The 20144-nt window shown below is 70.6% G+C and carries 19 protein-coding genes; 10 read left to right on the top strand and 9 right to left on the bottom strand.

From position 1 onward, the window contains the following. Nucleotides 1-8: 8 nt before the first annotated feature. Nucleotides 9-620 (bottom strand): hypothetical protein, encoded by a 612-nt coding sequence (locus ACIA8E_RS25700; RefSeq protein ID WP_399301672.1) that lies wholly within the window; start codon nucleotides 618-620, stop codon nucleotides 9-11. Between the two features lie 260 nt (nucleotides 621-880). Here ACIA8E_RS25700 and ACIA8E_RS25695 point away from each other — a divergent pair, with 260 nt between their 5' ends. Next, on the top strand, nucleotides 881-3709 hold the full coding sequence (locus ACIA8E_RS25695) for a penicillin acylase family protein (protein WP_399301671.1): 2829 nt from the start codon (nucleotides 881-883) through the stop codon (nucleotides 3707-3709). Nucleotides 3710-3792: 83 nt separating this feature from the next. Here the strand turns inward: ACIA8E_RS25695 and ACIA8E_RS25690 are convergent, their stop codons facing one another. Next, nucleotides 3793-5070, bottom strand: coding sequence for an exo-beta-N-acetylmuramidase NamZ domain-containing protein (locus ACIA8E_RS25690; protein WP_399301670.1), 1278 nt, complete (start codon nucleotides 5068-5070; stop codon nucleotides 3793-3795). Between the two features lie 185 nt (nucleotides 5071-5255). On the opposite strand from ACIA8E_RS25690, the gene ACIA8E_RS25685 reads away from it, so the two are divergent. The 3 genes from ACIA8E_RS25685 to ACIA8E_RS25675 are packed head-to-tail and all read left to right on the top strand — an operon-like array spanning nucleotide 5256 to nucleotide 8330. Further along, nucleotides 5256-6020, top strand: a complete 765-nt coding sequence (locus tag ACIA8E_RS25685; protein ID WP_399301669.1) for an SDR family oxidoreductase — start codon at nucleotides 5256-5258, stop codon at nucleotides 6018-6020. Then, on the top strand, nucleotides 6017-7699 hold the full coding sequence (locus ACIA8E_RS25680; RefSeq protein WP_399301668.1) for an AMP-binding protein: 1683 nt from the start codon (nucleotides 6017-6019) through the stop codon (nucleotides 7697-7699). Before ACIA8E_RS25685 ends, ACIA8E_RS25680 begins: the two co-directional genes overlap by 4 nt. A 37-nt stretch (nucleotides 7700-7736) precedes the next feature. Next, a complete protein-coding gene (locus ACIA8E_RS25675; protein ID WP_399301667.1) occupies nucleotides 7737-8330 on the top strand; it encodes a TetR/AcrR family transcriptional regulator in 594 nt (197 codons plus the stop codon). A gap of 185 nt (nucleotides 8331-8515) precedes the next feature. On the opposite strand, the gene ACIA8E_RS25670 is transcribed toward ACIA8E_RS25675, so the two are convergent. Next, the gene (locus ACIA8E_RS25670; protein ID WP_399301666.1) at nucleotides 8516-9730 is read right to left on the bottom strand and encodes an acyl-CoA dehydrogenase family protein; all 1215 of its coding nucleotides are present in this window, start codon (nucleotides 9728-9730) and stop codon (nucleotides 8516-8518) included. A 7-nt stretch (nucleotides 9731-9737) separates the two neighbouring features. After that, nucleotides 9738-10760, bottom strand: coding sequence for a phosphotransferase family protein (locus tag ACIA8E_RS25665; protein WP_399301665.1), 1023 nt, complete (start codon nucleotides 10758-10760; stop codon nucleotides 9738-9740). Between the two features lie 151 nt (nucleotides 10761-10911). Here ACIA8E_RS25665 and ACIA8E_RS25660 point away from each other — a divergent pair, with 151 nt between their 5' ends. Next, on the top strand, nucleotides 10912-12201 hold the full coding sequence (locus tag ACIA8E_RS25660; RefSeq protein WP_399301664.1) for a glucarate dehydratase family protein: 1290 nt from the start codon (nucleotides 10912-10914) through the stop codon (nucleotides 12199-12201). Between the two features lie 149 nt (nucleotides 12202-12350). Then, a complete protein-coding gene (locus ACIA8E_RS25655; RefSeq protein ID WP_399301761.1) occupies nucleotides 12351-13286 on the top strand; it encodes an NADP-dependent oxidoreductase in 936 nt (311 codons plus the stop codon). 18 nt (nucleotides 13287-13304) lie between these two features. On the opposite strand, the gene ACIA8E_RS25650 is transcribed toward ACIA8E_RS25655, so the two are convergent. The 4 genes from ACIA8E_RS25650 to ACIA8E_RS25635 form a co-directional block, all read right to left on the bottom strand. Then, the gene (locus ACIA8E_RS25650) at nucleotides 13305-13616 is read right to left on the bottom strand and encodes a DUF202 domain-containing protein (protein WP_399301663.1); all 312 of its coding nucleotides are present in this window, start codon (nucleotides 13614-13616) and stop codon (nucleotides 13305-13307) included. Beyond that, complete coding sequence (locus ACIA8E_RS25645; RefSeq protein ID WP_030918255.1) at nucleotides 13613-14008, bottom strand: YidH family protein; 396 nt, start codon at nucleotides 14006-14008, stop codon at nucleotides 13613-13615. The genes ACIA8E_RS25650 and ACIA8E_RS25645 overlap by 4 nt, the downstream gene beginning before the upstream one ends. A 9-nt stretch (nucleotides 14009-14017) precedes the next feature. Beyond that, a complete protein-coding gene (locus tag ACIA8E_RS25640; protein ID WP_399301662.1) occupies nucleotides 14018-14560 on the bottom strand; it encodes an NUDIX domain-containing protein in 543 nt (180 codons plus the stop codon). A gap of 94 nt (nucleotides 14561-14654) precedes the next feature. After that, nucleotides 14655-15548, bottom strand: coding sequence for a DMT family transporter (locus ACIA8E_RS25635; RefSeq protein WP_399301661.1), 894 nt, complete (start codon nucleotides 15546-15548; stop codon nucleotides 14655-14657). A gap of 247 nt (nucleotides 15549-15795) precedes the next feature. Between ACIA8E_RS25635 and ACIA8E_RS25630 the strand changes: the two genes are divergently transcribed. From ACIA8E_RS25630 to ACIA8E_RS25620, 3 genes are all read left to right on the top strand, one after another. Then, nucleotides 15796-17451, top strand: a complete 1656-nt coding sequence (locus ACIA8E_RS25630; protein WP_399301660.1) for an FAD-binding dehydrogenase — start codon at nucleotides 15796-15798, stop codon at nucleotides 17449-17451. A gap of 258 nt (nucleotides 17452-17709) precedes the next feature. Next, the gene (locus ACIA8E_RS25625; protein WP_399301659.1) at nucleotides 17710-18018 is read left to right on the top strand and encodes a hypothetical protein; all 309 of its coding nucleotides are present in this window, start codon (nucleotides 17710-17712) and stop codon (nucleotides 18016-18018) included. 48 nt (nucleotides 18019-18066) lie between these two features. Further along, nucleotides 18067-18354 (top strand): hypothetical protein, encoded by a 288-nt coding sequence (locus ACIA8E_RS25620; RefSeq protein ID WP_399301658.1) that lies wholly within the window; start codon nucleotides 18067-18069, stop codon nucleotides 18352-18354. A 57-nt stretch (nucleotides 18355-18411) separates the two neighbouring features. Here the strand turns inward: ACIA8E_RS25620 and ACIA8E_RS25615 are convergent, their stop codons facing one another. After that, nucleotides 18412-18882: an ASCH domain-containing protein gene (locus ACIA8E_RS25615; RefSeq protein WP_399301657.1), complete on the bottom strand. Its 471-nt coding sequence runs from the start codon at nucleotides 18880-18882 to the stop codon at nucleotides 18412-18414. A 239-nt stretch (nucleotides 18883-19121) separates the two neighbouring features. On the opposite strand from ACIA8E_RS25615, the gene ACIA8E_RS25610 reads away from it, so the two are divergent. Then, nucleotides 19122-20081 (top strand): hypothetical protein, encoded by a 960-nt coding sequence (locus ACIA8E_RS25610; protein WP_399301656.1) that lies wholly within the window; start codon nucleotides 19122-19124, stop codon nucleotides 20079-20081. Nucleotides 20082-20144: the final 63 nt, after the last annotated feature.

Genomic DNA, 20144 nt, shown 5'->3' with positions numbered 1-20144 from the left:
GGCGCTCCTCATGCCGCGGACGTCAGGTCCCTGGTCCGTATGCGCCGCGCCCTCGCCAGCGCCCCCGGCGTGAGCACCGGCTGCGGCACCACGATCCCGCAGTCGGTGCAGACCGGCCCCGACCACGGTTCGTGGTCGAGGTCCTGGTGCCAGACGATCCCGGTCCTCGCGCACACCGGGCAGGTCGTGCCCGGCTCCGACTCCAGCGCGGCGATCAGCCGGCCCAGCACCTCGCCCAGCGGTGCGGACGGATGGACCACCGGATCGTCGCAGCGCGCCACCCCGTTCCCGCCCCAGGTGCGCCGGTGCCAGTCGTCGAACGCGCCCGGCCGGCGCAGCCCTTCGTGCTTCTCCCGCCTGCGGCGCTCGGCGAACCCCGCCTCGTACCCCAGCCAGACGGCCCGGGCCTCCTCCAGCTCCTCCAGCGCGCGCACCAGCCGCACCGGATCGGGGGCCCGGTCCTCGGGCTCGATCCGGTGCCGGGCACACAGATGGTGCCAGGTCGCCCGGTGACCGTAGGGGGCGAACCTCTCCAGGCACTTGCGCAGCGAGTACCGCCGCAGCGCCAGGTCACTCCGCGGATCGCGGACCTGTCTCGCAAGACTGCGGAAACCGGCCATCGAACTGCCACCTCCGTCGCTCGTACTTCGGCGTCAAGGGATGGACGTACGACTGCCCGATTCGGCTCCATCGAAAGGTGATTCACGTCCATTGGCCGAGACAGCGCTCGTCGGACGCAGCCCGAACGGGTCGGACCCGGCTCGAATTCGGCTCGGACGCGGCGTCATGTGGCGATTCGGAAAAGGTGACCGATGCTCACCTTACCGACGGGTCATACCGCCAGTAACCTCCGGCGCATCGGCCTCCCGGAGGAGCACGCATGCCCCCACGCACCGTCAAGTTCAGAGCCGCCACCGTTGCGGCGGTTCTCACCCTCGGTACCACCCTCCTCGCAGCCTCGCCGCAGTCCGGCGCCGTGGCGGCGGAACCCGTCCCCGTCGTCGACTACTGCCAGGGGCAGTGCGACGACATCCTGCCGCCCGGCGAGAACGGCAACGCCACACTCGTCGAGATCCTCGGCAACCAGGCGTTCGGTACGCACCCCGCGCACAGCGACGACCAACTCGACCGCTACAGCGGCCTGGTGGCCGGGTACACCGGACTCACCGACCAGAAGCTGACCGACTTCTTCAACGACGCCTCGTTCGGCGTACCGAAGGACCAGGTCGAGTCCGTCACCTCGCCGCGCGACGACGTCACCATCACCCGCGACAGGGCGTCAGGCGTCCCGCACATCAAGGGCACCACCCGATACGGCACCGAGTTCGGCGCCGGGTATGCGGCCGGGCAGGACCGGCTCTGGCTGATGGACCTCTTCCGGCACATCGGGCGCGGTGAACTGACCTCGTTCGCCGGTGGCGCACTCGCCAACCAGGGGCTCGAGCAGCAGTTCTGGCCGCAGGCCCCGTACACCGAGGCCGATCTCGAAGCCCAGGTCGCGTACATCAGGACCCATGAGGGCGCCCGTGGTGAGCAGGCCATGGCCGACGCGCAGGCGTATGTCGACGGCATCAACGCGTACCGCGACAAGTCCAAGAAGGGCCGCTACTTCCCCGGCGAGTACGTACTCACCGGCAAGATAGACGCGATCACCAACATCGGTGAGATCCAGCCGTTCAAGCTGACCGACCTGATCTCGATCGCCTCGGTCGTCGGCGGTCAGTTCGGTGGCGGCGGTGGCGGCGAAGTGCAGGCGGCACTCTCGCTGCTGTCCGCCCAGCAGAAGTACGGGGTCGCCGAAGGCACCAAGGTCTGGGAGTCGTTCCGGCAGCGGAACGACCCCGAGGCCGTGCTGACCATCCACGACGGCACCTCCTTCCCCTACGCAGGCAAGCCCGCCCAGGCGCGCGGCACCGCCCTTCCCGACCCGGGCTCGGTCACCCCCGAGCCGCTCGTCCACGACCGCACCGGCTCCGCGGGCACCGACAGGAAGGCCCCGGTCAAGGCTCCGGCCGCGCTCAGGAAGGCCCAGGGCATCTACGACGACGGCGTCATCCCGGAGGGCTCGCTGCCCGGCTCGGGCTCCGGCGCCCAGAAGCGCGGCATGTCCAACGCCCTGCTGGTCTCCGGCAAGCACACCGCGAGCGGAAACCCGATCGCCGTCTTCGGCCCGCAGACCGGCTACTTCGCACCGCAGCTGATGATGCTCCAGGAGCTCCAGGGCCCCGGCATCAGCGCCCGCGGGGTCGCCTTCGCCGGTGTCGGCATGTACGTCCAGATGGGCCGCGGCCAGGACTACGCGTGGAGCGCCACCTCGGCCGGCCAGGACATCACCGACACGTATGCCATCGAGCTGTGCGAGCCGGACGGTTCCGCACCCACCAAGGACTCGACGCACTACCTCCACCACGGCACCTGCACCGCGATGGAGAAGCTGGAGCGCACCAACTCCTGGACACCGACCGTCGCCGACTCCACGGCGAAGGGCTCCTACCGGATGCAGGTCTGGCGGACCGCGTACGGCATCGTCACCCACCGCGCCACAGTGGGCGGCAAGCCCGTCGCGTACACCTCGCTGCGCACCACCTACCGCCACGAGGCCGACTCGATCGTCGGCTTCCAGATGCTCAACGACCCGGCGTACGTGAAGGACGCGGCCTCCTTCCAGCAGGCGGCGAGCAGCATCGACTACGCCTTCAACTGGTTCTACGCCGACTCCCGCACCGCCGCCTACTACAACAGCGGCATGAACCCGGTGCGCGCGGCGGGCGTCGACCCGGCCCTGCCCGTCAAGGCCGAGAAGGCGTACGAATGGCAGGGCTACGACCCGGTCGCCAATACCGCCGCCTACACCCCGTTCGCCGCGCACCCGCACTCCAGCGGCCAGGACTACTACGTCTCCTGGAACAACAAGCAGGCCGAGGGGTACGCCTCCGCGGGCTTCGGCCTCAGCGCGGTGCACCGGGCGGATCTGCTCGACGACCGGGTGGCGAAGCTGGTGGAGCAGGGCGGTGTCACCCGCGCCTCGCTCACCCGGGCCATGGCGGAAGCCGCACTCACCGACCTGCGCGGCGAGCAGCTGCTGCCCGAACTGCTGCAGGTGCTCCGGTCCCGGCCGGTCACCGACCCGGAACTGAACGCGGTCGTCCAGCAGTTGGAGTCCTGGCGGGCTTCGGGGTCGCAGCGCAGGGAGAGCAGCCCCGGCTCGCACACGTACACCGACGCGGATGCGGTACGAATCATGGACGCATGGTGGCCGAAGCTGGTCGAGGCCGAGTTCGAGCCGGGTCTCGGCGACAGCCTGTACGGGGCGCTGACCGCCGCTCTCGCCACCGACGAGTCACCGGCGGCCAGCCACGGCCCGAGCGGGGCGCACAGTGGATCGGCGTTCCAGTACGGCTGGTGGGGCTTTGTGGACAAGGACCTGCGCCAGGTCCTCGGCCGTCCGGTCAAGGGGCCGCTCGCCAGGACGTACTGCGGGAACGGAGACCTGAGCAGCTGCCGGGACACCCTGCTGGCCTCTCTGAAGCAGGCGGCGTCCGAGCCGGTCACCGAGGTCTACCCCGGTGACGACAGCTGCGGCGCCGGCGAGCAGTGGTGCACGGACTCGATCATCCACCGTGCGCTGGGCGGAATCAGCCAGAAGGCGATCCACTGGCAGAACCGCCCGACGTACCAGCAGGTGGTGGAGTTCCCCACCCACCGGTAGGCATTCGGTCCACTCCGTCCGGTGCCCGGGGACGGAACCGGTTCGCCGGGCGGGTCCGCACTCCCGGACCCGCCCGGTCCGCCTCACCGGTACTGCAAGTACCTCTTGCGTACCGCCCGGAACGCGGCGAGATCCGCCTCCCAGGCCCCCACCACCTCATCCGTGTCCGCGCCCGCGTCGATCATCGTGCGGACCCGCGTGTTGCCGGTGAGCTTGTCGATCCAGTTGTCCGAGCGCCATGCGAACCCGCTCCACGTCTGCTTCGCCGTCACCAGGAGAGCGATCCCCGTGCGTACCGGGTCGAAGACCTCCCGGTCCTGCACATGCAACTGCACGCCGCCGACCGTCTTCCCCTGGAACTTGGAGAACGTCGGCGCGAAGTACGCCTCGCGGAACGCGACTCCGGGCAGGTCGAGCGCATTCGCGGCCGCCGCCCACCGGTGGTCGATGCCCTCCGCGCCGAGCAGTTCGAACGGCCGCGTGGTGCCGCGCCCCTCGGAGAGGTTCGTGCCCTCGAAGAGGCAGGTCCCGGAGTACACCAGCGCGGTGTCCGGCGTCGGCATGTTGGGGCTCGGTGGCACCCATGGCAGTCCGGTCTCGTCGAAGAAGTCCGAACGCCGCCATCCCGACATCTTCACGATGTCCAGTTCGACCGGCTGCTCGGCCAGGAACTCCGCGTTGAAGAGCAGCGCAAGCTCCGTGACCGTCATGCCGTGCGCCTGCGCGATCTCCCGGCGCCCCACGAAGGTCGAGAACGCCGGGTCGAGGACCGGCCCGAGCGCCGCCCGCCCGGTCACCGGGTTCGGCCGGTCCAGCACGACGAACCGCTTGCCCGCGAGCGCCGCAGCCTCCATGCAGTCGTAGAGCGTCCAGATGTACGTGTAGAAGCGTGCGCCCGCGTCCTGGATGTCGAAGACGATCGTGTCCACGCCGGACGCGGTGAAGACATCGGCGAGCGGCTGCCCGCTCTTCAAGTACGTGTCGTAGACGGGGAGTCCGGTGGCCGGATCGTCGTACCGGCCCTCGGAGCCGCCCGCCTGCGCGGTGCCGCGGAAGCCGTGCTCGGGTCCGAAGACCGCGACCAGGTCCACCCGTTCGTCCGGGTGCATCACGTCGACGATGTGGCGCACATCGGAGGTGATCCCGGTCGGGTTGGTGACGACCCCGACCTTCTGCCCCTTCAGCAGTGCGTAGCCGTCCGCGGCCAGCCGGTCGAAGCCGGTGAGGAGCCGGTTCCGCCCGGCGCCGTGCCCCTTCCCGGGCACGGATCCCGCTGCCGCGGTCCCGGTTCCTGCGGTGGTTGCCGCGAGGGCTCCCACCGCACTGCCGGCGGCCAGCAAACCACGTCTGGACAGGCTCATTCGGCTACCTCCATGATCGCTCCGACTGTCATGGTCACGCACGCTAGCGCGCGCAAGCCCTCCGCGGAACGAGCCGGACGCGACTGCTGTGACAGGAGTGGTGACAACTCGCACCAACCCCCTTCCCCGACGACATACCGACTGGTTAGTCTGCTGGGGAAGTCGGCTGAGAGAGGCGGGACCCGATGAGTACGGTGCAGGGCGCGGGCGTAGTGGTCACCGGAGCCGGAGGCGGCATCGGCGCCGCTCTGGCCCGCAGATTCGCCGCGGAAGGCGCCAGGGTCGTCGTCAACGACCTCGACGAGGCCCGGATCAAGACGCTTGCCGAGGAGATCGGCGGCACTGCCGTCGCCGGTGACGCCTCAAGGATCGTGGACGCCGCCCGGGACGCCCTGGACGGCACCGTCGACATCTACTGCGCCAACGCGGGCCTTGCCTCGCCCGGCGACGTCTTCGCCGACGAGGAGGTCTGGGCGGCGGCCTGGGACGTCAATGTGATGGCCCACGTCCGCGCGGCCAGGGCGCTGCTGCCGGACTGGCTGGAGCGCGGCAGCGGCCGGTTCGTCTCCACCGCGTCCGCCGCCGGTCTGCTCACGATGATCGGAGCGGCGCCGTACAGCGTCACCAAGCACGGGGTCGTCGCCTTCGCCGAATGGCTCTCGCTGACCTACCGCCACCGCGGCGTCAAGGTCCACACGATCTGCCCGCAGGGCGTACGTACGGACATGCTCACCGCCGCGGGTTCGGCCGGTGAGCTCGTGCTCGCCCCCAGCGCCATCGAGCCGGAGGCCGTCGCCGACGCGCTCTTCGACGCCATGGCCGAGGACCGCTTCCTCGTCCTGCCGCACCCCGAGGTCGCCGGGTACTACCGGGCGCGCACCAAGGACACCGACCAGTGGCTCGCCAACATGAACCACCTTCAGCAGAAGTGGGAGGAGACCGGCGCATGACCGAGTCCCACACCGATGCCGCCGCCGGGTCCGTCTACGCGGCGAAGCCCTGGATCTCCCTGCTCAGCGAGGCCCAGCGGGCCCCCGTCAGCCCCGCCGAGACCTTGGTGCACGCCTTTCGCGCCTCCGTCGCCCGCGCCCCCGAGCACCCGGCGCTCGCCTACTTCGACGGGCGCCTCAGCTACCGCGAGACCGATGTGCTCTCCGACTCGGTGGCCGGTCATCTCGCCTCGAGGGGCCTGGAGCGCGGCGACCGGGTCGCGATCATGCTGCAGAACTCCCCGCAGTTCGTACTCGCGCTGCTCGGCGCCTGGAAGGCGGGGGCGACCGTCGTCCCGCTCAACCCGATGTACAAGTCCGGCGAGGTCGGCCATGTACTGAAGGACGCCGAGGTCACCGCGCTGATCTGCGCGGACCGGGCGTGGGAGTCGTATCTGCGGGACACCGCGGCCGCCGCCCCGACCGTACGGATCGCCGTCACCGCCTGCGAGCTCGACCTCCAGAGCCAGAACGACGACCGGGTCCTGAACTTCGAGCGGCTGCCGGCCCCCGCGGACGCCGACGACCTGGTGGCCGTCGCCCGCCGCGGGCTCGCCGCCCCCGAAGGCCGCGAGCTCACCGCCGCCGACCTGGCGCTGATCAGCTACACCTCCGGGACCAGCGGCACCCCCAAGGGCGCCATGAACTCCCACGGCAACATCATGGTCAATGCCGAGCGCCAGCGAACCGGACACCCGGTCGCCGAGGGCTCCTCGTACTTCGCGCTCGCCCCGCTCTTCCACATCACCGGCATGGTGTGCCAGCTGGCCGCCTGTCTCACCAACGCGGGCACCCTCGTCCTCGCGTACCGCTTCCACCCCGGTGTCGTCCTCGACGCCTTCGCCGAGCACCGCCCCGCGTACACCGTCGGCCCGTCGACCGCCTTCATGGCGCTCGCCGCCCACCCCGATGTGACGCGTGAGCACTTCGCCTCGTTCCAGGTGATCTCCTCCGGCGGTGCACCGCTGCCGCCCGCGCTCGTGGAGAAGTTCCGTGCGGGCTTCGGCCCGTACATCCGCAACGGCTACGGCCTCACCGAGTGCACGGCGCCCTGCGCCTCCGTACCGCCCGAGCGGGAAGCCCCCGTCGACCCGGTCTCCGGGACGCTCTCCGTCGGCGTTCCCGGCCCGGACACAATCGTCCGGATCCTCGACGAGAACGGCGACGAGGTGCCGTTCGGCGAACAGGGCGAGATCGCCGTCCGCGGCCCCCAGGTCGTCTCCGGCTACTGGCGGCTGCCCGAGGCCTCCGCCGCCGCCTTCCCGGACGGTGAGCTGCGGACGGGCGACATCGGCTTCATGGACCGCGACGGCTGGCTGTACGTCGTCGACCGCAAGAAGGACATGATCAACGCCTCCGGCTTCAAGGTCTGGCCGCGGGAGGTGGAAGATGTCCTGTACACCCACCCGGCGGTACGGGAGGCGGCCGTCGTCGGTGTCCCCGACGCCTACCGCGGTGAGACCGTCCGGGCGTACGTCAGCCTGCGGCCCGGTGCGGTGGTCGAGCCCGGAGAGCTGGGCGCGTACTGCAAGGAGCGGCTCGCCGCCTACAAGTACCCGCGCGAGGTCGAGATCCTGGCTGAACTCCCGAAGACGGCAAGTGGGAAGATCCTCAGGCGGGAACTGCGTTCAGCGCAGTAGAGCAGCGGAAACTTCGTACGGAAGGCAGGTGGCGGCAATGGCCAGAACGACGGACGGGAACGATGCCCCGGTCCCGCAGCGGCTGCTGGCCGCCGCCACCCGGCTCTTCGCCGAGCAGGGTTACGACCGCACGTCGGTCCAGGAGATCGTCGAGGCGGCGGGCGTCACCAAGGGGGCGCTGTACCACTACTTCGGGTCCAAGGAGGACCTCCTCCAGGAGGTCTACGTCCGGGTGCTGCGGCTCCAGCAGGAGCGGCTCGACGCCTTCGCCGACGCCGAGGCGCCGGTCGAGCAGCGGCTGCGGGACGCGGCGGCGGATGTCGTCGTCACGACGATCGAGAACCTCGACGACGCGTCGATCTTCTTCCGGTCCATGCACCATCTGAGCCCGGAGAAGAACAAGCAGGTGCGGGTGGAGCGGCGCCGCTACCACGAGCGGTTCCGGGCGCTGGTCGAAGAGGGCCAGCAGAGCGGGGTGTTCTCGACGGCGACGCCGGCGGATCTGGTGGTGGACTACCACTTCGGATCGGTGCACCACCTGTCGACGTGGTACCGCCCGGACGGCCCGCTCAGCCAGCAGGAGGTCGCCGACCATCTGGCCGACCTGCTGCTGCGCGCGCTGCGACCGTAGGCGCCGGGGCGCGATGGTTGCCGCTCTGTCCTCACTCGCCGGGCGGGCGTGATTTTCCCCGCCCGTGGCCGACCCGTTCGTCCTCCATCGCCGGACGGGCTTGTGATGCCTGCGCGGCACCATCGAGCCCGTCCGGCGTTCGAGCACGGAAGCGGCAACCGGACGCCCCGGTCACCGCCCGCCGCCTACAGGTGCTGCTTGATCTCGCGCCGCGCCAGCGACCTCTGGTGCACCTCGTCGGGCCCGTCCGCCAGCCGCAGCGTCCGCGCCGCCGCCCACAGTTCCGCCAGCGGGAAGTCCTGGCTGACGCCGCCCGCACCATGCAGTTGCACCGCCTGGTCGAGGATGTCGACCACCGCGCGCGGGGTGGCGATCTTGATGGCCTGGATCTCCGTGTGCGCACCCCGGTTGCCGACCGTGTCCATCAGCCACGCCGTCTTCAGCACCAGCAGCCGCAGCTGCTCCACCGTGACCCGCGCGTCCGCGATCCAGTTCTGCACGACGCCCTGCTGGGCGAGCGGCTTGCCGAAGGCCGTACGGGACACCGCCCGCCTGCACATCAGCTCGATGGCCCGCTCGGCCATCCCGATCAGTCGCATGCAGTGGTGGATCCGGCCCGGACCGAGACGTGCCTGGGCGATGGCGAAGCCGCCGCCCTCCTCACCGATCAGGTTCGCGGCGGGCACCCGCACATCGGTGAACACGACTTCCGCGTGACCGCCGTGGTAGTGGTCCTCGTACCCGTACACCTGCATCGCGCGCCGCACTTCGAGGCCGGGCGTGTCGCGCGGGACCAGGATCATCGACTGCTGGCGGCGGATGTCGGGGCCGTCCGGATCGGTCTTGCCCATCACGATGAAGATCCGGCAGTCCGGGTTCATCGCCCCGGAGATGTACCACTTGCGGCCGTTGATGACGTAGTCGTCACCGTCCCGCACGATCCGGGTCTCGATGTTCGTCGCGTCCGACGAGGCCACCTCGGGCTCCGTCATGGCGAACGCCGACCGGATCTCACCGGCGAGCAGCGGCTCCAGCCACTGCTTCTTCTGCTCCTCCGTGCCGAACTGGAAGAGCACCTCCATGTTCCCGGTGTCCGGCGCCGCGCAGTTCAGCGCGGTCGGCGCCAACTGCGGGGACCGGCCGGTGATTTCGGCGAGCGGAGCGTACTGGAGGTTGGTCAGTCCGGCTCCGTACTCCGCGTCGGGCAGGAAAAGGTTCCACAGGCCCTGCTTGCGCGCCTCCGCCTTCAGGTCTTCGACGACCTGCGGGGTGTCCCACGGGGAGGCGAGCAGTGCGCGCTGCTCGTCCGCGATCTTCTCGGCCGGGAGGACATGCTCGTCCATGAAGGCGAGCAGCTTGGTGCGCAGCTCCTCCGTGCGGGCGTCGAATGCGAAATCCATGGGCTGATCAGCCTTCCTGAAGGGTGATGAGGCCGTGCTCGATGAAGACGGGGACGAGATCGCCGATCCGGTCGAAGCCGGCGCCGACCGTCTGGCCGAGGGTGTAGCGGTAGTGGATGCCCTCCAGGATCACGGCGAGCTTGAACCACGCGAACGCCGTGTACCAGGAGATGGCGGAGGTGTCCCGGCCGGAGCGGGCGGCGTAGCGCTCGATCAGTTCGGCGGGGGTGGGGTGGCCCGCCGCGCCGCTGGTGGTGGAGACCGGGGACTTGGGCAGGCCGAGATCGGAGCTGTACATCACCAGGAGGCCGAGGTCGGTCAGCGGGTCGCCGAGTGTCGACATCTCCCAGTCGAGGACGGCCTTGATCTCGTCGTCCGAGCCGATCAGGACGTTGTCCAGGCGGAAGTCGCCGTGGATGACGGTGGGCGCGGAGGAGACGGGCAGCTCGCGACCGAGCGCGGCGTGCAGCTCGTCGATGCCGGTCAGTTCGCGGTTGCGGGAGGCGTCCAGCTGCTTGCCCCATCGGCGCAGCTGCCGGTCGAGGAAGCCCTCGGGGCGTCCGAAGTCGCCGAGCCCCACCGACACGGGGTCCACCGCATGCAGTTCCACCAGCGTGTCGACCAGCCCGAGGACGGCCGCCCGGGTGCGCTCGGGGCCGAGCGGGGCGAGCTGCTCGGCGGTGCGGTACGGGGTCCCCTCGACGTACTCCATGAGGTAGAACGGCGACCCGATGACGGAGTCGTCCTCACAGAGCAGCACCGGCTCGGGCACCGGCACGGCGGTCGGATGCAGCGCGCTGATCACCCGGTGCTCGCGCTTCATGTCGTGCGCGGTGGCGAGGACATGGCCGAGCGGCGGCCGTCGGACGACCCAGTGGCCGGTGCCGTCCGCGACGATGTACGTCAGGTTGGAGCGACCGCCCTCGATGAGGCGGGCTTCGAGCGGTCCGTTCACCAGACCCGGCCGCTCGCGGTCGAGATGTCCGCGGAGCCGGTCCAGGTCGAGACCTGGCGGGTGGACTGAGCTCATCGTGCGCACCTCCGGGGTGAAAAGACGTCGAAGCTCATGATGCCGACCAGTCGGTATGTCGTCCAGTGAATCCCGGATTCCCTTGTGCGGACTCCGGCCCCAGTGGCCCCGGAGCCTGGCGCATGGTCCTGTCTCTGAATAGGGTTCACGTATGAATACTGTGTTGCTGATCGACGAAGTCCGGCTGACCCCGATCCTCATAGCCGACCCGCCGCTGCTCAACACCCAGGGCGTCCACCAGCCGTACACCCCCCGGCTCATCGTGGAGGTCATCACACGCGGTGGGACGACCGGCATCGGGGAGACCTACGGGGACGGCAAGTACCTCGAACTCGCCGAGCCGCTCGCCCAGGCCCTGGTCGGCCGCTCGGTCAGCGATCTGAACGGCCTCTTCGCCCTCGCCGAGGAGGTGTGCGGTGATTCACGCGCCGCCGACGAGCGCGTGGAGGCCGGCGGGCTGCGCGGCGTCCAGACCGCCGACAAGCTCCGGCTCTCCGTCGTCTCCGGCTTCGAGGTCGCCTGCCTGGACGCCCTGGGCAAGTCGCTCGGCCTGCCCGTGCACGCGCTGCTCGGCGGCAAGGTCCGCGACAGCGTCGAGTACAGCGCGTACCTCTTCTACCGCTGGGCCGCCCACCCCGAGGGCGGCGAACAGGACGACTGGGGTGCGGCCGTCGACCCGGCCGGAGTCGTCGCCCAGGCACGTCGGTTCGCCGACGAGTACGGCTTCTCCTCCTTCAAGCTCAAGGGCGGCGTCTTCGAACCCGACCAGGAGATCGCCGCGATCCGCGCGCTCGCCGAGGCGTTCCCCGGGCAGCCGCTGCGGCTGGACCCGAACGGCGCCTGGTCCGTCGAGACCTCGCTGTACGTCGCCGAGCGGCTGAAGCACGTGCTCGAATATCTGGAGGACCCGGCGACCGGCACGGACCTGATGGCCGCCGTCGCCGCGGGCACCGACGTACCACTCGCCACGAACATGTGCGTCACGACCCTCGCCGAGGTCCCGGAGGCCTTCGCCCGCGGCGCCGTCCAGGTCGTGCTCTCCGACCACCACTACTGGGGCGGCCTGCACCGCACCCGTGAGCTGGCCGGGATCTGCCGCACCTTCGGAGTCGGACTCTCCATGCACTCCAACACCCACCTGGGGATCAGTCTCGCCGCGATGACCCATGTCGCGGCCACCGTCCCCAACCTCGACTACGCCTGCGACAGCCACTACCCGTGGCAGACCGAGGACGTCATCACCACCCGTCATGTGTTCAAGGACGGCCGGCTGACCGTCTCCGACGCCCCGGGGCTCGGCGTCGAACTCGACCGGGAACGGCTGGCCGTACTGCACGGGCGGTGGCTCGACGACGACGGCACGATGCGCGAGCGCGACGACGCGGCGGCCATGCGCAAGGCCGAGCCGGAGTGGGTGACGCCGGCCATCCCGCGCTGGTGAGCGCGGGGCGGGCCAGGTGCCGGGAGGCCGCCACCGCGGCCCCGGTCCGGGGACGGACGTCCGTCCCCGGACCGCCCACGCCGCGGCCGCCTTCCGAGGCCGCCACCGTCTGAGTTGCGTCCGGCCTGAGCAGCCCGGATGGTCGGATGATGAAGGCGATCAGCTACAGCAGGTACGGCGGGGCCGAGGTCCTGGAGTACGGCGAGCGGCCCGACCCGAAGGTCGGCCCGGACAGTGTGCTGGTGAAAGTGCGGGCAGCGGCCGTCAACCCGGTCGACTGGAAGGCCAGGGAGGGCCATCTCCAGTCGGGACTGGAGGCCGTCTTTCCGGTGATCCCGGGCTGGGACGTCTCCGGAGTCGTCGTACAGCCCGGTATCGCCGTCGACGAATTCGCTGTCGGCGACGAGGTCATCGGCTATGTGCGGGAGGACTTCCTGTCCCGCGGCACCTTCGCCGAATACGTCGCCGCCCCCGTGCGCACCCTCGCCCGCAAGCCGCTCAGCCTGAGCTTCGAGGCGGCGGCGGGCCTGCCACTGGCCGGGCTCACCGCCTACCAGGTGCTGCACCGTTCGCTGCGGATCCAGGACGGCGACACCGTGCTGGTCCACGCGGCCGCGGGCGGGGTGGGCTCACTGGCCGTCCAGCTCGCCCGCCACGCGGGCGCCCGCGTCATCGGCACCGCCAGCGACCACAACCACGACCATGTGCGCCGGCTCGGCGGCGAACCGGTGGCGTACGGCGAAGGGGTCGCCGACCGGATCCGGGCCCTGGCCCCCGACGGGGTCGACGCCGCCTTCGACACCGTCGGGGGCGAGGCCCTGCGCGTCTCCGCGGAAGTGCTGAAGCCCGGGGGCCGGCTGGTGTCCATCGCGGACGGCGAGGTCTTCTCGTACGGCGGCCGGTATGCCTTCGTACGGCCCGACACCGACGACCTCGCCGAGCTGAGCGCCCTGGCCGAGGAGGGCGTCATATCGGTCCATGTCGACCGGACCTTCCCGCTGGAACAGGCCGCGGACGCCTACCGGCTGAACGAGGAGGGGCGCACCCGGGGGAAGATCGTCGTCACCGTCCCCTGGGACAGCTGACGGCCCCGGCGCGGCCCCTCAGAAGATCATCGCCGCTGCGAACACCGCGAGCGCCACCGTGCACACCGCCGCTGTCAGCGCGCCGCGCGGCGACAGGGGCCGCGGCTGAGCGGTCCCCATCCCGCGTACCCGCCGGTGCGCCACCTGCAGAAAGCCCAGCCAGGCCAGCACGCTCAGTGACAGGGCGACGAGGCCGGCCGGGGTCGCACCGTCGTGCAGGGCCTGCTTCCCCGCCAGCAGAGCCACCACCGTGCAGGACAGGGTGGTACGCCGCCACGCCAGCCGGGTCCGCTCCGGCTGCAGCCCGGGGTCCCGGACGGCGGCCGTCAACGGGCCTCCCAGCCGAAGACGACGACCACCACCATCGCGACGGCGACGACGGCGACCGCGAGGGCGAGCAGCGCCGGGAAGCGGGAGACCGGCAGGTCCTCGCCGCGCCGCATCGCCCGCTCGCACCGCACCCAGTGGTTGACCGCCCGCAGCGCACACAGCACACCGGCCGCGAGCAGCGCGAGCGCCAGCCCCGCTCTGACCCCCCAGGCCAGGTCGGGCAGGAACTGGTCGACGGCGAAGCCGCCGCCGATGAGCGCCAGAGCCGTCCGGATCCAGGCGAGGAAGGTGCGCTCGTTGGCGAGCGAGAAGCGGTAGTCGGGGGTGTCGCCCTCGTCACGGATCCGCTCCGGCGCGAACCACAGCCTCAGACCTTGTACGAAGTCGTTCACGCCCGAACCCTAACCAGCGCTCATCCGGTCGTCCGCCGGGGCCCGGCCCGCCCGGAACTCCCGCAGCCGGTGATACGTCTCCAGCCCGTCCGGCACCCACTCCCAGTCGCCGAGCCGCTCCGTCAGCTCGTCATCGGTGAGGAAGGTGTGCCAGGCGACCTCCTCCACCTGCGGGTTCACCGGCAGCTCGCACCGCACCTGGTAGACGTGCGACCACCAGGTGTGCTCCGCGCTCTCGTAGAGGAACTTGAAGAGCGGCTCGGGGCGGGGGAGTCCCGTCACACCGAGCTCCTCCTCGGCCTCGCGTAGCGCAGCCTCGTCGTACGACTCGCCCGCGCCGACCACCCCGCCGACGAACATGTCGTAGTGCGAGGGGAAGACCAGCTTGGTCGCGGTCCTGCGGTGCACGAAGAGCCGGCCCTCGGCGTCCCTGGCCTCGATGAAGACACACCGATGGCGCAGGCCCCGCGCGGTCGCCTCACCGCGCGGGGCCCGACCGACGACCTCGTCGTTCTCGTCGACGATGTCCAGAATTTCGTCAGCAGCAGTCATGCGGCCCATCCAACCCCAGCTCCCGGGCCGGGGATCACCGACCGGGCAGCACGGTCGGGTGGACGCATGATCCGCCCGCCCGGCGATCCGCCCGTCAGTGCGGCTGCAGGCTGCGCTTCCGGCGGTGGTGGTCGTGGCCCGTCGGCATCGCCGGATGCAGCCCCAGCAGCACGATCCCGACGACGATCGCCACCAGCCCGGCCGCCTGCCAGGCCAGTGCACCCGTGTCGGTGCGCACCTGGTCGCCGAGGAAACCGATCCCGCAGGCGATCCCGGCCAGCGGCTGGGCGGCGGTCAGCGCGGGCAGCGACATCCGCAGCGGCGCCGTCTCGAACGCGCTCTGCACCAGGATCAGCCCCGTAACGCCCAGCACCACCACCGCGTACGGCTGCCAGCTCGTCACCAGCGCCGCCCACCCGGCGTCCGACAGCAACTCCCCGCTCATCCGGGTCATTGCGTCCTGGAGGCCGTACAGCAGCCCGGCCGCCACCGCGAGCAGCGCCGCGGCCGCTCCGTGCTGCGAGCGCTTGGCGAAGGTGGTGAGCAGCAGGGCCATACCCACGACCACGCCGACCACCAGCCAGTGCCGCAGTGCGTTCGTGATCGTCTCGCCGCCTTGCGGCCGGCCCCCCAGCAGGAAGGCGGTGACGCCGCCTGCCAGCAGCCAGAGCCCGGCCCAGCCCTGCCGGCCGAGCCGCTGGCCGGTGCGATGGCGCGACAGGGCCATGGCGAAGAGCAGATTGGTCGCCAGGAGAGGCTCGACGACGGACACCTCGCCCTTGCCCAGGGCCAGCGCCCCCAGCGCCATGCCGCTGACCATCAGGCCGATCCCGGCCAGCCAGCTCCGGACCCGCATCAGGTCGAGCAGCAGCCGGGGGGAGAGATAGTCCCTTCTCGGGGCGTGCCGGGCGGCAGCCTGCTGCAGGACAAAGCCGAATCCCAGACAACAGGCGGCGCTCACGGCGAGTACGAGCACCAGCACCGACACGCTTCTCTACCTCAAGTCCGGCCAGGAGAGGGTGATTTGTTTTCGACGATAGCGCTTCCGAGGTGACGGTGCGGCCGGAGCGCGTCCGACCGGGCGGTTGACGCCGCAGCGGCCGGTGCCGAAGATCGGACGCACGAGTAACTTCCGGCGCTCAGTCCGGACCCCGACCCACCCCGCTCGCCCCGACCCACCCCGCTCGCCCCGACCCACCCCGCTCGCCCCGACTCACCCGACAAGGATGGAACCCATGGCGTACGACGCTGATGTGATCGTGATCGGGGCAGGGCTCGCGGGGCTTGTGGCCACGGCCGAGCTCGTCGACGCGGGCCGCACGGTGATCCTGCTCGACCAGGAGCCCGAGCAGTCGATCGGCGGCCAGGCGCACTGGTCCTTCGGCGGCCTCTTCCTCGTCGACTCGCCCGAGCAGCGCCGCATGCGGATCAAGGACAGCCACGAGCTGGCCCTCCAGGACTGGCTCGGTACGGCCGGCTTCGACCGCAAGGAGGACCACTGGCCGCGGAAGTGGGCCGAGGCATACGTCGACTTCGCGGCCGGCGAGAAGCGGTCCTGGCTGCACGCCCAGGGGCTGCGGATCTTCCCCGTCGTCGGCTGGGCCGAACGTGGTGGCTACGACGCGAACGGCCACGGCAACTCCGTACCCCGCTTCCACATCACCTGGGGCACCGGCCCCGGTGTCGTGGCCCCCTTCGAGCGCCGGGTCCGCGAGGGCGTCGCCAAGGGGCTCGTCCAGCTGAGGTTCCGCCACCGGGTCACCGGCCTCGGCCGCACCGCGGGCGCGATCGACACCGTGACCGGTGAACTCCTCGAACCGAGCGGCGCCCAGCGCGGCACCGCGAGCAGCCGCGAGGCGACCGGCACCTTCGAGCTGAAGGCCCAGGCGGTGATCGTCACCTCCGGCGGCATCGGCGGCAACCACGACCTCGTACGCAAGCAGTGGCCCGAACGGCTCGGCACCCCGCCCGCGAAGATGCTCTCCGGGGTCCCCGCCCACGTCGACGGGCTGATGCTCGGCATCACCGAGGAAGCGGGCGCCCACCACATCAACCGCGACCGGATGTGGCACTACACCGAGGGCATCGAGAACTGGAACCCGATCTGGGCCAAGCACGGCATCCGGATCCTGCCGGGACCGTCCTCGCTCTGGCTGGATGCCCGGGGCAAGCGGCTGCCGGTCCCGCTCTTCCCCGGTTTCGACACGCTCGGCACTCTCGAGCACATCACGAAGTCCGGTTACGACTACACCTGGTTCGTTCTCGACCAGAAGATCATCGGCAAGGAGTTCGCGCTCTCCGGCTCGGAGCAGAATCCCGACCTGACCGGTAAGTCGATCCGTGGCGTGATCGGCCGGGCGCGTGCGGACGTGCCGGGTCCGGTGAAGGCGTTCATGGACAACGGCGTGGACTTCGTCGTCGAGAAGGACCTCGAATCGCTGGTCCGCGGCATGAATGCGCTCACCGACGAACCGCTGATCGACGCGGCGGAGCTGCGCCGCGAGATCACCGCCCGGGACCGCGAGACAGCCAACCCGTTCACCAAGGACCTCCAGATCACGGCGATCCGGGGCGCCCGCAGCTATCTCGGCGACAAGCTGATCCGTACGGCGGCCCCGCACCGCATCCTGGACCCCGAGGCCGGTCCGCTGATCGCCGTACGACTCAACATCCTGACCCGGAAGTCCCTCGGCGGCCTGGAGACGGACCTGTCGTCACGGGTGCTCAGGGAGGACGGCACGCCTCTGCCCGGCGTGTACGCGGCGGGGGAGGCGGCAGGCTTCGGCGGCGGCGGGGTGCACGGCTACCGCTCGCTCGAAGGAACGTTCCTCGGTGGCTGCATCTTCTCCGGGCGGGCGGCGGGCCGGGCCGCGGCGGAGGCGGTCGGCTAGGAGGGCGCCGAGCCGTTCGTCGGGCCGGCCGGGGAGGTTTCGGCCGGTCCCGTGGTCGCCGTTCCCGCGATCGAAATGTCATGGACATGAAAATTTTTCTCCCTGGGGTCTACCCGCATAGACCTCGGGGCGTCATGCTGATCGCGCAGCTCGACCGGCGCCCCCTCGTATGAGGGTCGAGCGCCACGCTCCACTGTTCACGCACGGAACCAAGCCCGTTTCAGATCGGATCTCCCACGTGACAGGAGAGGATGAGCAATGAGGATCGTGACCAAGGTGCTGGTCGCCACGGCCTCCGCCGCCGTGTTGGCCATGGGGGCACCGGCGCAGGCGGTGGTGCCGCCCGAGCACGCGATCATCGTGTGTCAGAGCGCGAGCTTCTACGCCAATTACGACAGTTCCTCCGGGCCCACCGGACTGATCCGTGTCCTGGGCTACGGCAACAAGGTCGGCCACACCCGCGGCGCCCACCCCGTCTACAACGGCTGGGCCGCCACCTTCGACTTCGGCAAGGGCGACTGGGGCTATGTCCGCAACGAATGCCTCGGCGGCTACGGCTCCTGGTAACGCAGTCCCGAACGTCATACCGCACGCCGACTTCCGGAAGGATTCGTCATGACCGCACTCCGCACCGTCCGAGCAGTCGCAGCCGTGGGAGCCCTGACCGCGGGCCTGCTCATGGCCGCTGGGCCGGCCCAGGCCGCGAACGGCACCATCGGCCAGCGTGAAACCGTATGCGCCCAGGACCTGTATGTGCGCACGGACCCCGGCGGGGCCTGGACGGGGACCCTCTACAAGGGGCAGACCTTCACGGTGGAGAGCAAGCAGAGCGGCTGGGCGTACGGGTTCGCCTACGGCGACATCAACCGTCACGGCTGGGTGCAGGACGGCTGGTTCTGCTGATCCTCCGCACAGCGGTACGCCAGGTCCATGCGCAGCTCGACGGCGGCCGGGCGGAGGTCAGTCCTGCGTACCGCCGGTCGGCCGGTCCTCCGCCCCGACAACGGGAATGAGCAGCTCGACGACCCGGAACCGTTCGGCGACGACCAGCGTGTCGTCGTCGACCGAGAACTCCAGGTCGCCGAGCGCCTCCCGCATCTCCTCGCCCTGCCAGAACCGCTCATGGCTCGCGCGCCATTCGGCCACCGAGGTGTCGCCCTCCCCCTCGTCGATCGCGTGCTGGAGATCGATGTCGCCGAGCCGCAGGATCCGTACCTCGGTCACCTCCACCACCGCGACCTCCCGGCCGGCCGAGTCGATCACCGCCGACCGCTCGCCCACCGGAGGCAGCTCCTCCTTCTCCGCCTCGTACTCCGCCAGCAGTCCCGTCGTCGACACCTTCGCGCCCGAGAGCACCGCCCTCACCAGCTGATCGCGCAGCGGCCCGGGGAAGGCAAGAAGAAAGGGCTTGAGAGGCTCACGGTTCGACATGACGCAAGTCTGGCATGCCTCGTCACGTACGTGACGAGGGCTGATGAATGCCGGATTCCGGCCAACTCTTCTGCAAATGAATGCAGTTGATCAAGGTCAACTCTTGACGCGGAGCCTTGCCTACCGCTTGGCTGTCCGCGATCAGGAATGCCCGCGCACCACCCCTCTCACCCCAGCTCTCGCCGCCGTCCTTTTCCAGCCCGTACCTGCGCGTACCCGTTTCGCAAAGGAAGCCAGCGGTGTCCCCGCCCCCGCCTCCCCTGGGCCGCTCCCGAAGACGGGGCGGACGCTCCGGCCATCCCTTCGACCCGGCGCTCGACGACACCGAACTCATCGAGGTACGAGGGCAGTTCACCCAGGGGCGGTGGACCAGAGCCCGCTCCCTGCTGGTCGGCACCGGCAGCGACTGGGACCGCCGCGGGCATCGCGTCGTCGCCCTCGCCGAGACTCCGTCCGCCGCCGGCTGGGCCCGCGACTGGCTGCTCGCCGAACCCGACAGCGCCGACGCCGCCACCCTGCTGGCCTGCGCCACCGTGGTCCGCGCGCTGCATGGCAAGGACACGCCCCAGGCGGCCCGCGAGGCCTGTCTGCGCGCCGCGCGACTGGCCCCCGACGACCCCACGCCCTGGCTGGGACAGCTGATGCTGGCCCGTGCGTACGGCACCCAGGAGGAGGCCGGGAAGCTCTTCGACGCGGTGCGCATCCGCCACCCCGACCACCACCACGCGCATCATCTGATGACGGCCCGGCTCGCCGAGAACCACCCCGACAGCGGCCAGGACCCACTGCACGAGGTCTACGACTTCGCCGCCTGGGCCGCCGAACAGGCGCCCGCCGATTCGCCGCTCGCCGTCCTCCCCGTCGTCGCCCACGCCGAGCGCTACCGCGTCCTGGTCGCCGCGGGCAGCGAGTCCGAAGACCCGGTGCGCTCCGGGCACTGGTCGGGGCGGCGGGCCCGGCAGGTGATGAAGGCCGCGTTCGACTGGTGGCTGGAATGGGAGCGCGAGGACCACCCGCGCAACCGCGCAGACCTCAACTTCCTGGCCCACGCCAAGGTCTGCGAGGGCAGGCCGGCCGAGGCCGCCGCCCTCTTCCTCCGCATCGGTCCCCACGCGACGGCCGCACCCTGGTCGTACTCGGGCCGGGACCCGTACCAGGCCTTCCTCACGGCGCGCGGCACCGCGCTCGGTACGTCTTGAGGAGCCACCCGCCGCAGATCCACCCGCTGTTGTGCAACTCCCAGTGTTTCTCCCCTGTTTCTC

This window comes from Streptomyces sp. NPDC051664 (genome assembly GCF_044453545.1).
Lineage (GTDB): Bacteria > Actinomycetota > Actinomycetes > Streptomycetales > Streptomycetaceae > Streptomyces.
This window is presented reverse-complemented; position numbering and strand designations above follow the sequence as displayed.

Excerpts from the sequence above, each read along its gene's own strand:
- ACIA8E_RS25700 (WP_399301672.1), bottom strand. The coding sequence starts at position 620 with ATGGCCGGTTTCCGCAGTCTTGCGAGACAGGTCCGCGATCCGCGGAGT.
- ACIA8E_RS25695 (WP_399301671.1), top strand. The coding sequence starts at position 881 with ATGCCCCCACGCACCGTCAAGTTCAGAGCCGCCACCGTTGCGGCGGTT.
- ACIA8E_RS25690 (WP_399301670.1), bottom strand. The coding sequence starts at position 5,070 with ATGAGCCTGTCCAGACGTGGTTTGCTGGCCGCCGGCAGTGCGGTGGGA.
- ACIA8E_RS25685 (WP_399301669.1), top strand. The coding sequence starts at position 5,256 with ATGAGTACGGTGCAGGGCGCGGGCGTAGTGGTCACCGGAGCCGGAGGC.
- ACIA8E_RS25680 (WP_399301668.1), top strand. The coding sequence starts at position 6,017 with ATGACCGAGTCCCACACCGATGCCGCCGCCGGGTCCGTCTACGCGGCG.
- ACIA8E_RS25675 (WP_399301667.1), top strand. The coding sequence starts at position 7,737 with ATGGCCAGAACGACGGACGGGAACGATGCCCCGGTCCCGCAGCGGCTG.
- ACIA8E_RS25670 (WP_399301666.1), bottom strand. The coding sequence starts at position 9,730 with ATGGATTTCGCATTCGACGCCCGCACGGAGGAGCTGCGCACCAAGCTG.
- ACIA8E_RS25665 (WP_399301665.1), bottom strand. The coding sequence starts at position 10,760 with ATGAGCTCAGTCCACCCGCCAGGTCTCGACCTGGACCGGCTCCGCGGA.
- ACIA8E_RS25660 (WP_399301664.1), top strand. The coding sequence starts at position 10,912 with ATGAATACTGTGTTGCTGATCGACGAAGTCCGGCTGACCCCGATCCTC.
- ACIA8E_RS25655 (WP_399301761.1), top strand. The coding sequence starts at position 12,351 with ATGAAGGCGATCAGCTACAGCAGGTACGGCGGGGCCGAGGTCCTGGAG.
- ACIA8E_RS25640 (WP_399301662.1), bottom strand. The coding sequence starts at position 14,560 with ATGACTGCTGCTGACGAAATTCTGGACATCGTCGACGAGAACGACGAG.
- ACIA8E_RS25630 (WP_399301660.1), top strand. The coding sequence starts at position 15,796 with ATGGCGTACGACGCTGATGTGATCGTGATCGGGGCAGGGCTCGCGGGG.
- ACIA8E_RS25625 (WP_399301659.1), top strand. The coding sequence starts at position 17,710 with ATGAGGATCGTGACCAAGGTGCTGGTCGCCACGGCCTCCGCCGCCGTG.
- ACIA8E_RS25620 (WP_399301658.1), top strand. The coding sequence starts at position 18,067 with ATGACCGCACTCCGCACCGTCCGAGCAGTCGCAGCCGTGGGAGCCCTG.
- ACIA8E_RS25615 (WP_399301657.1), bottom strand. The coding sequence starts at position 18,882 with ATGTCGAACCGTGAGCCTCTCAAGCCCTTTCTTCTTGCCTTCCCCGGG.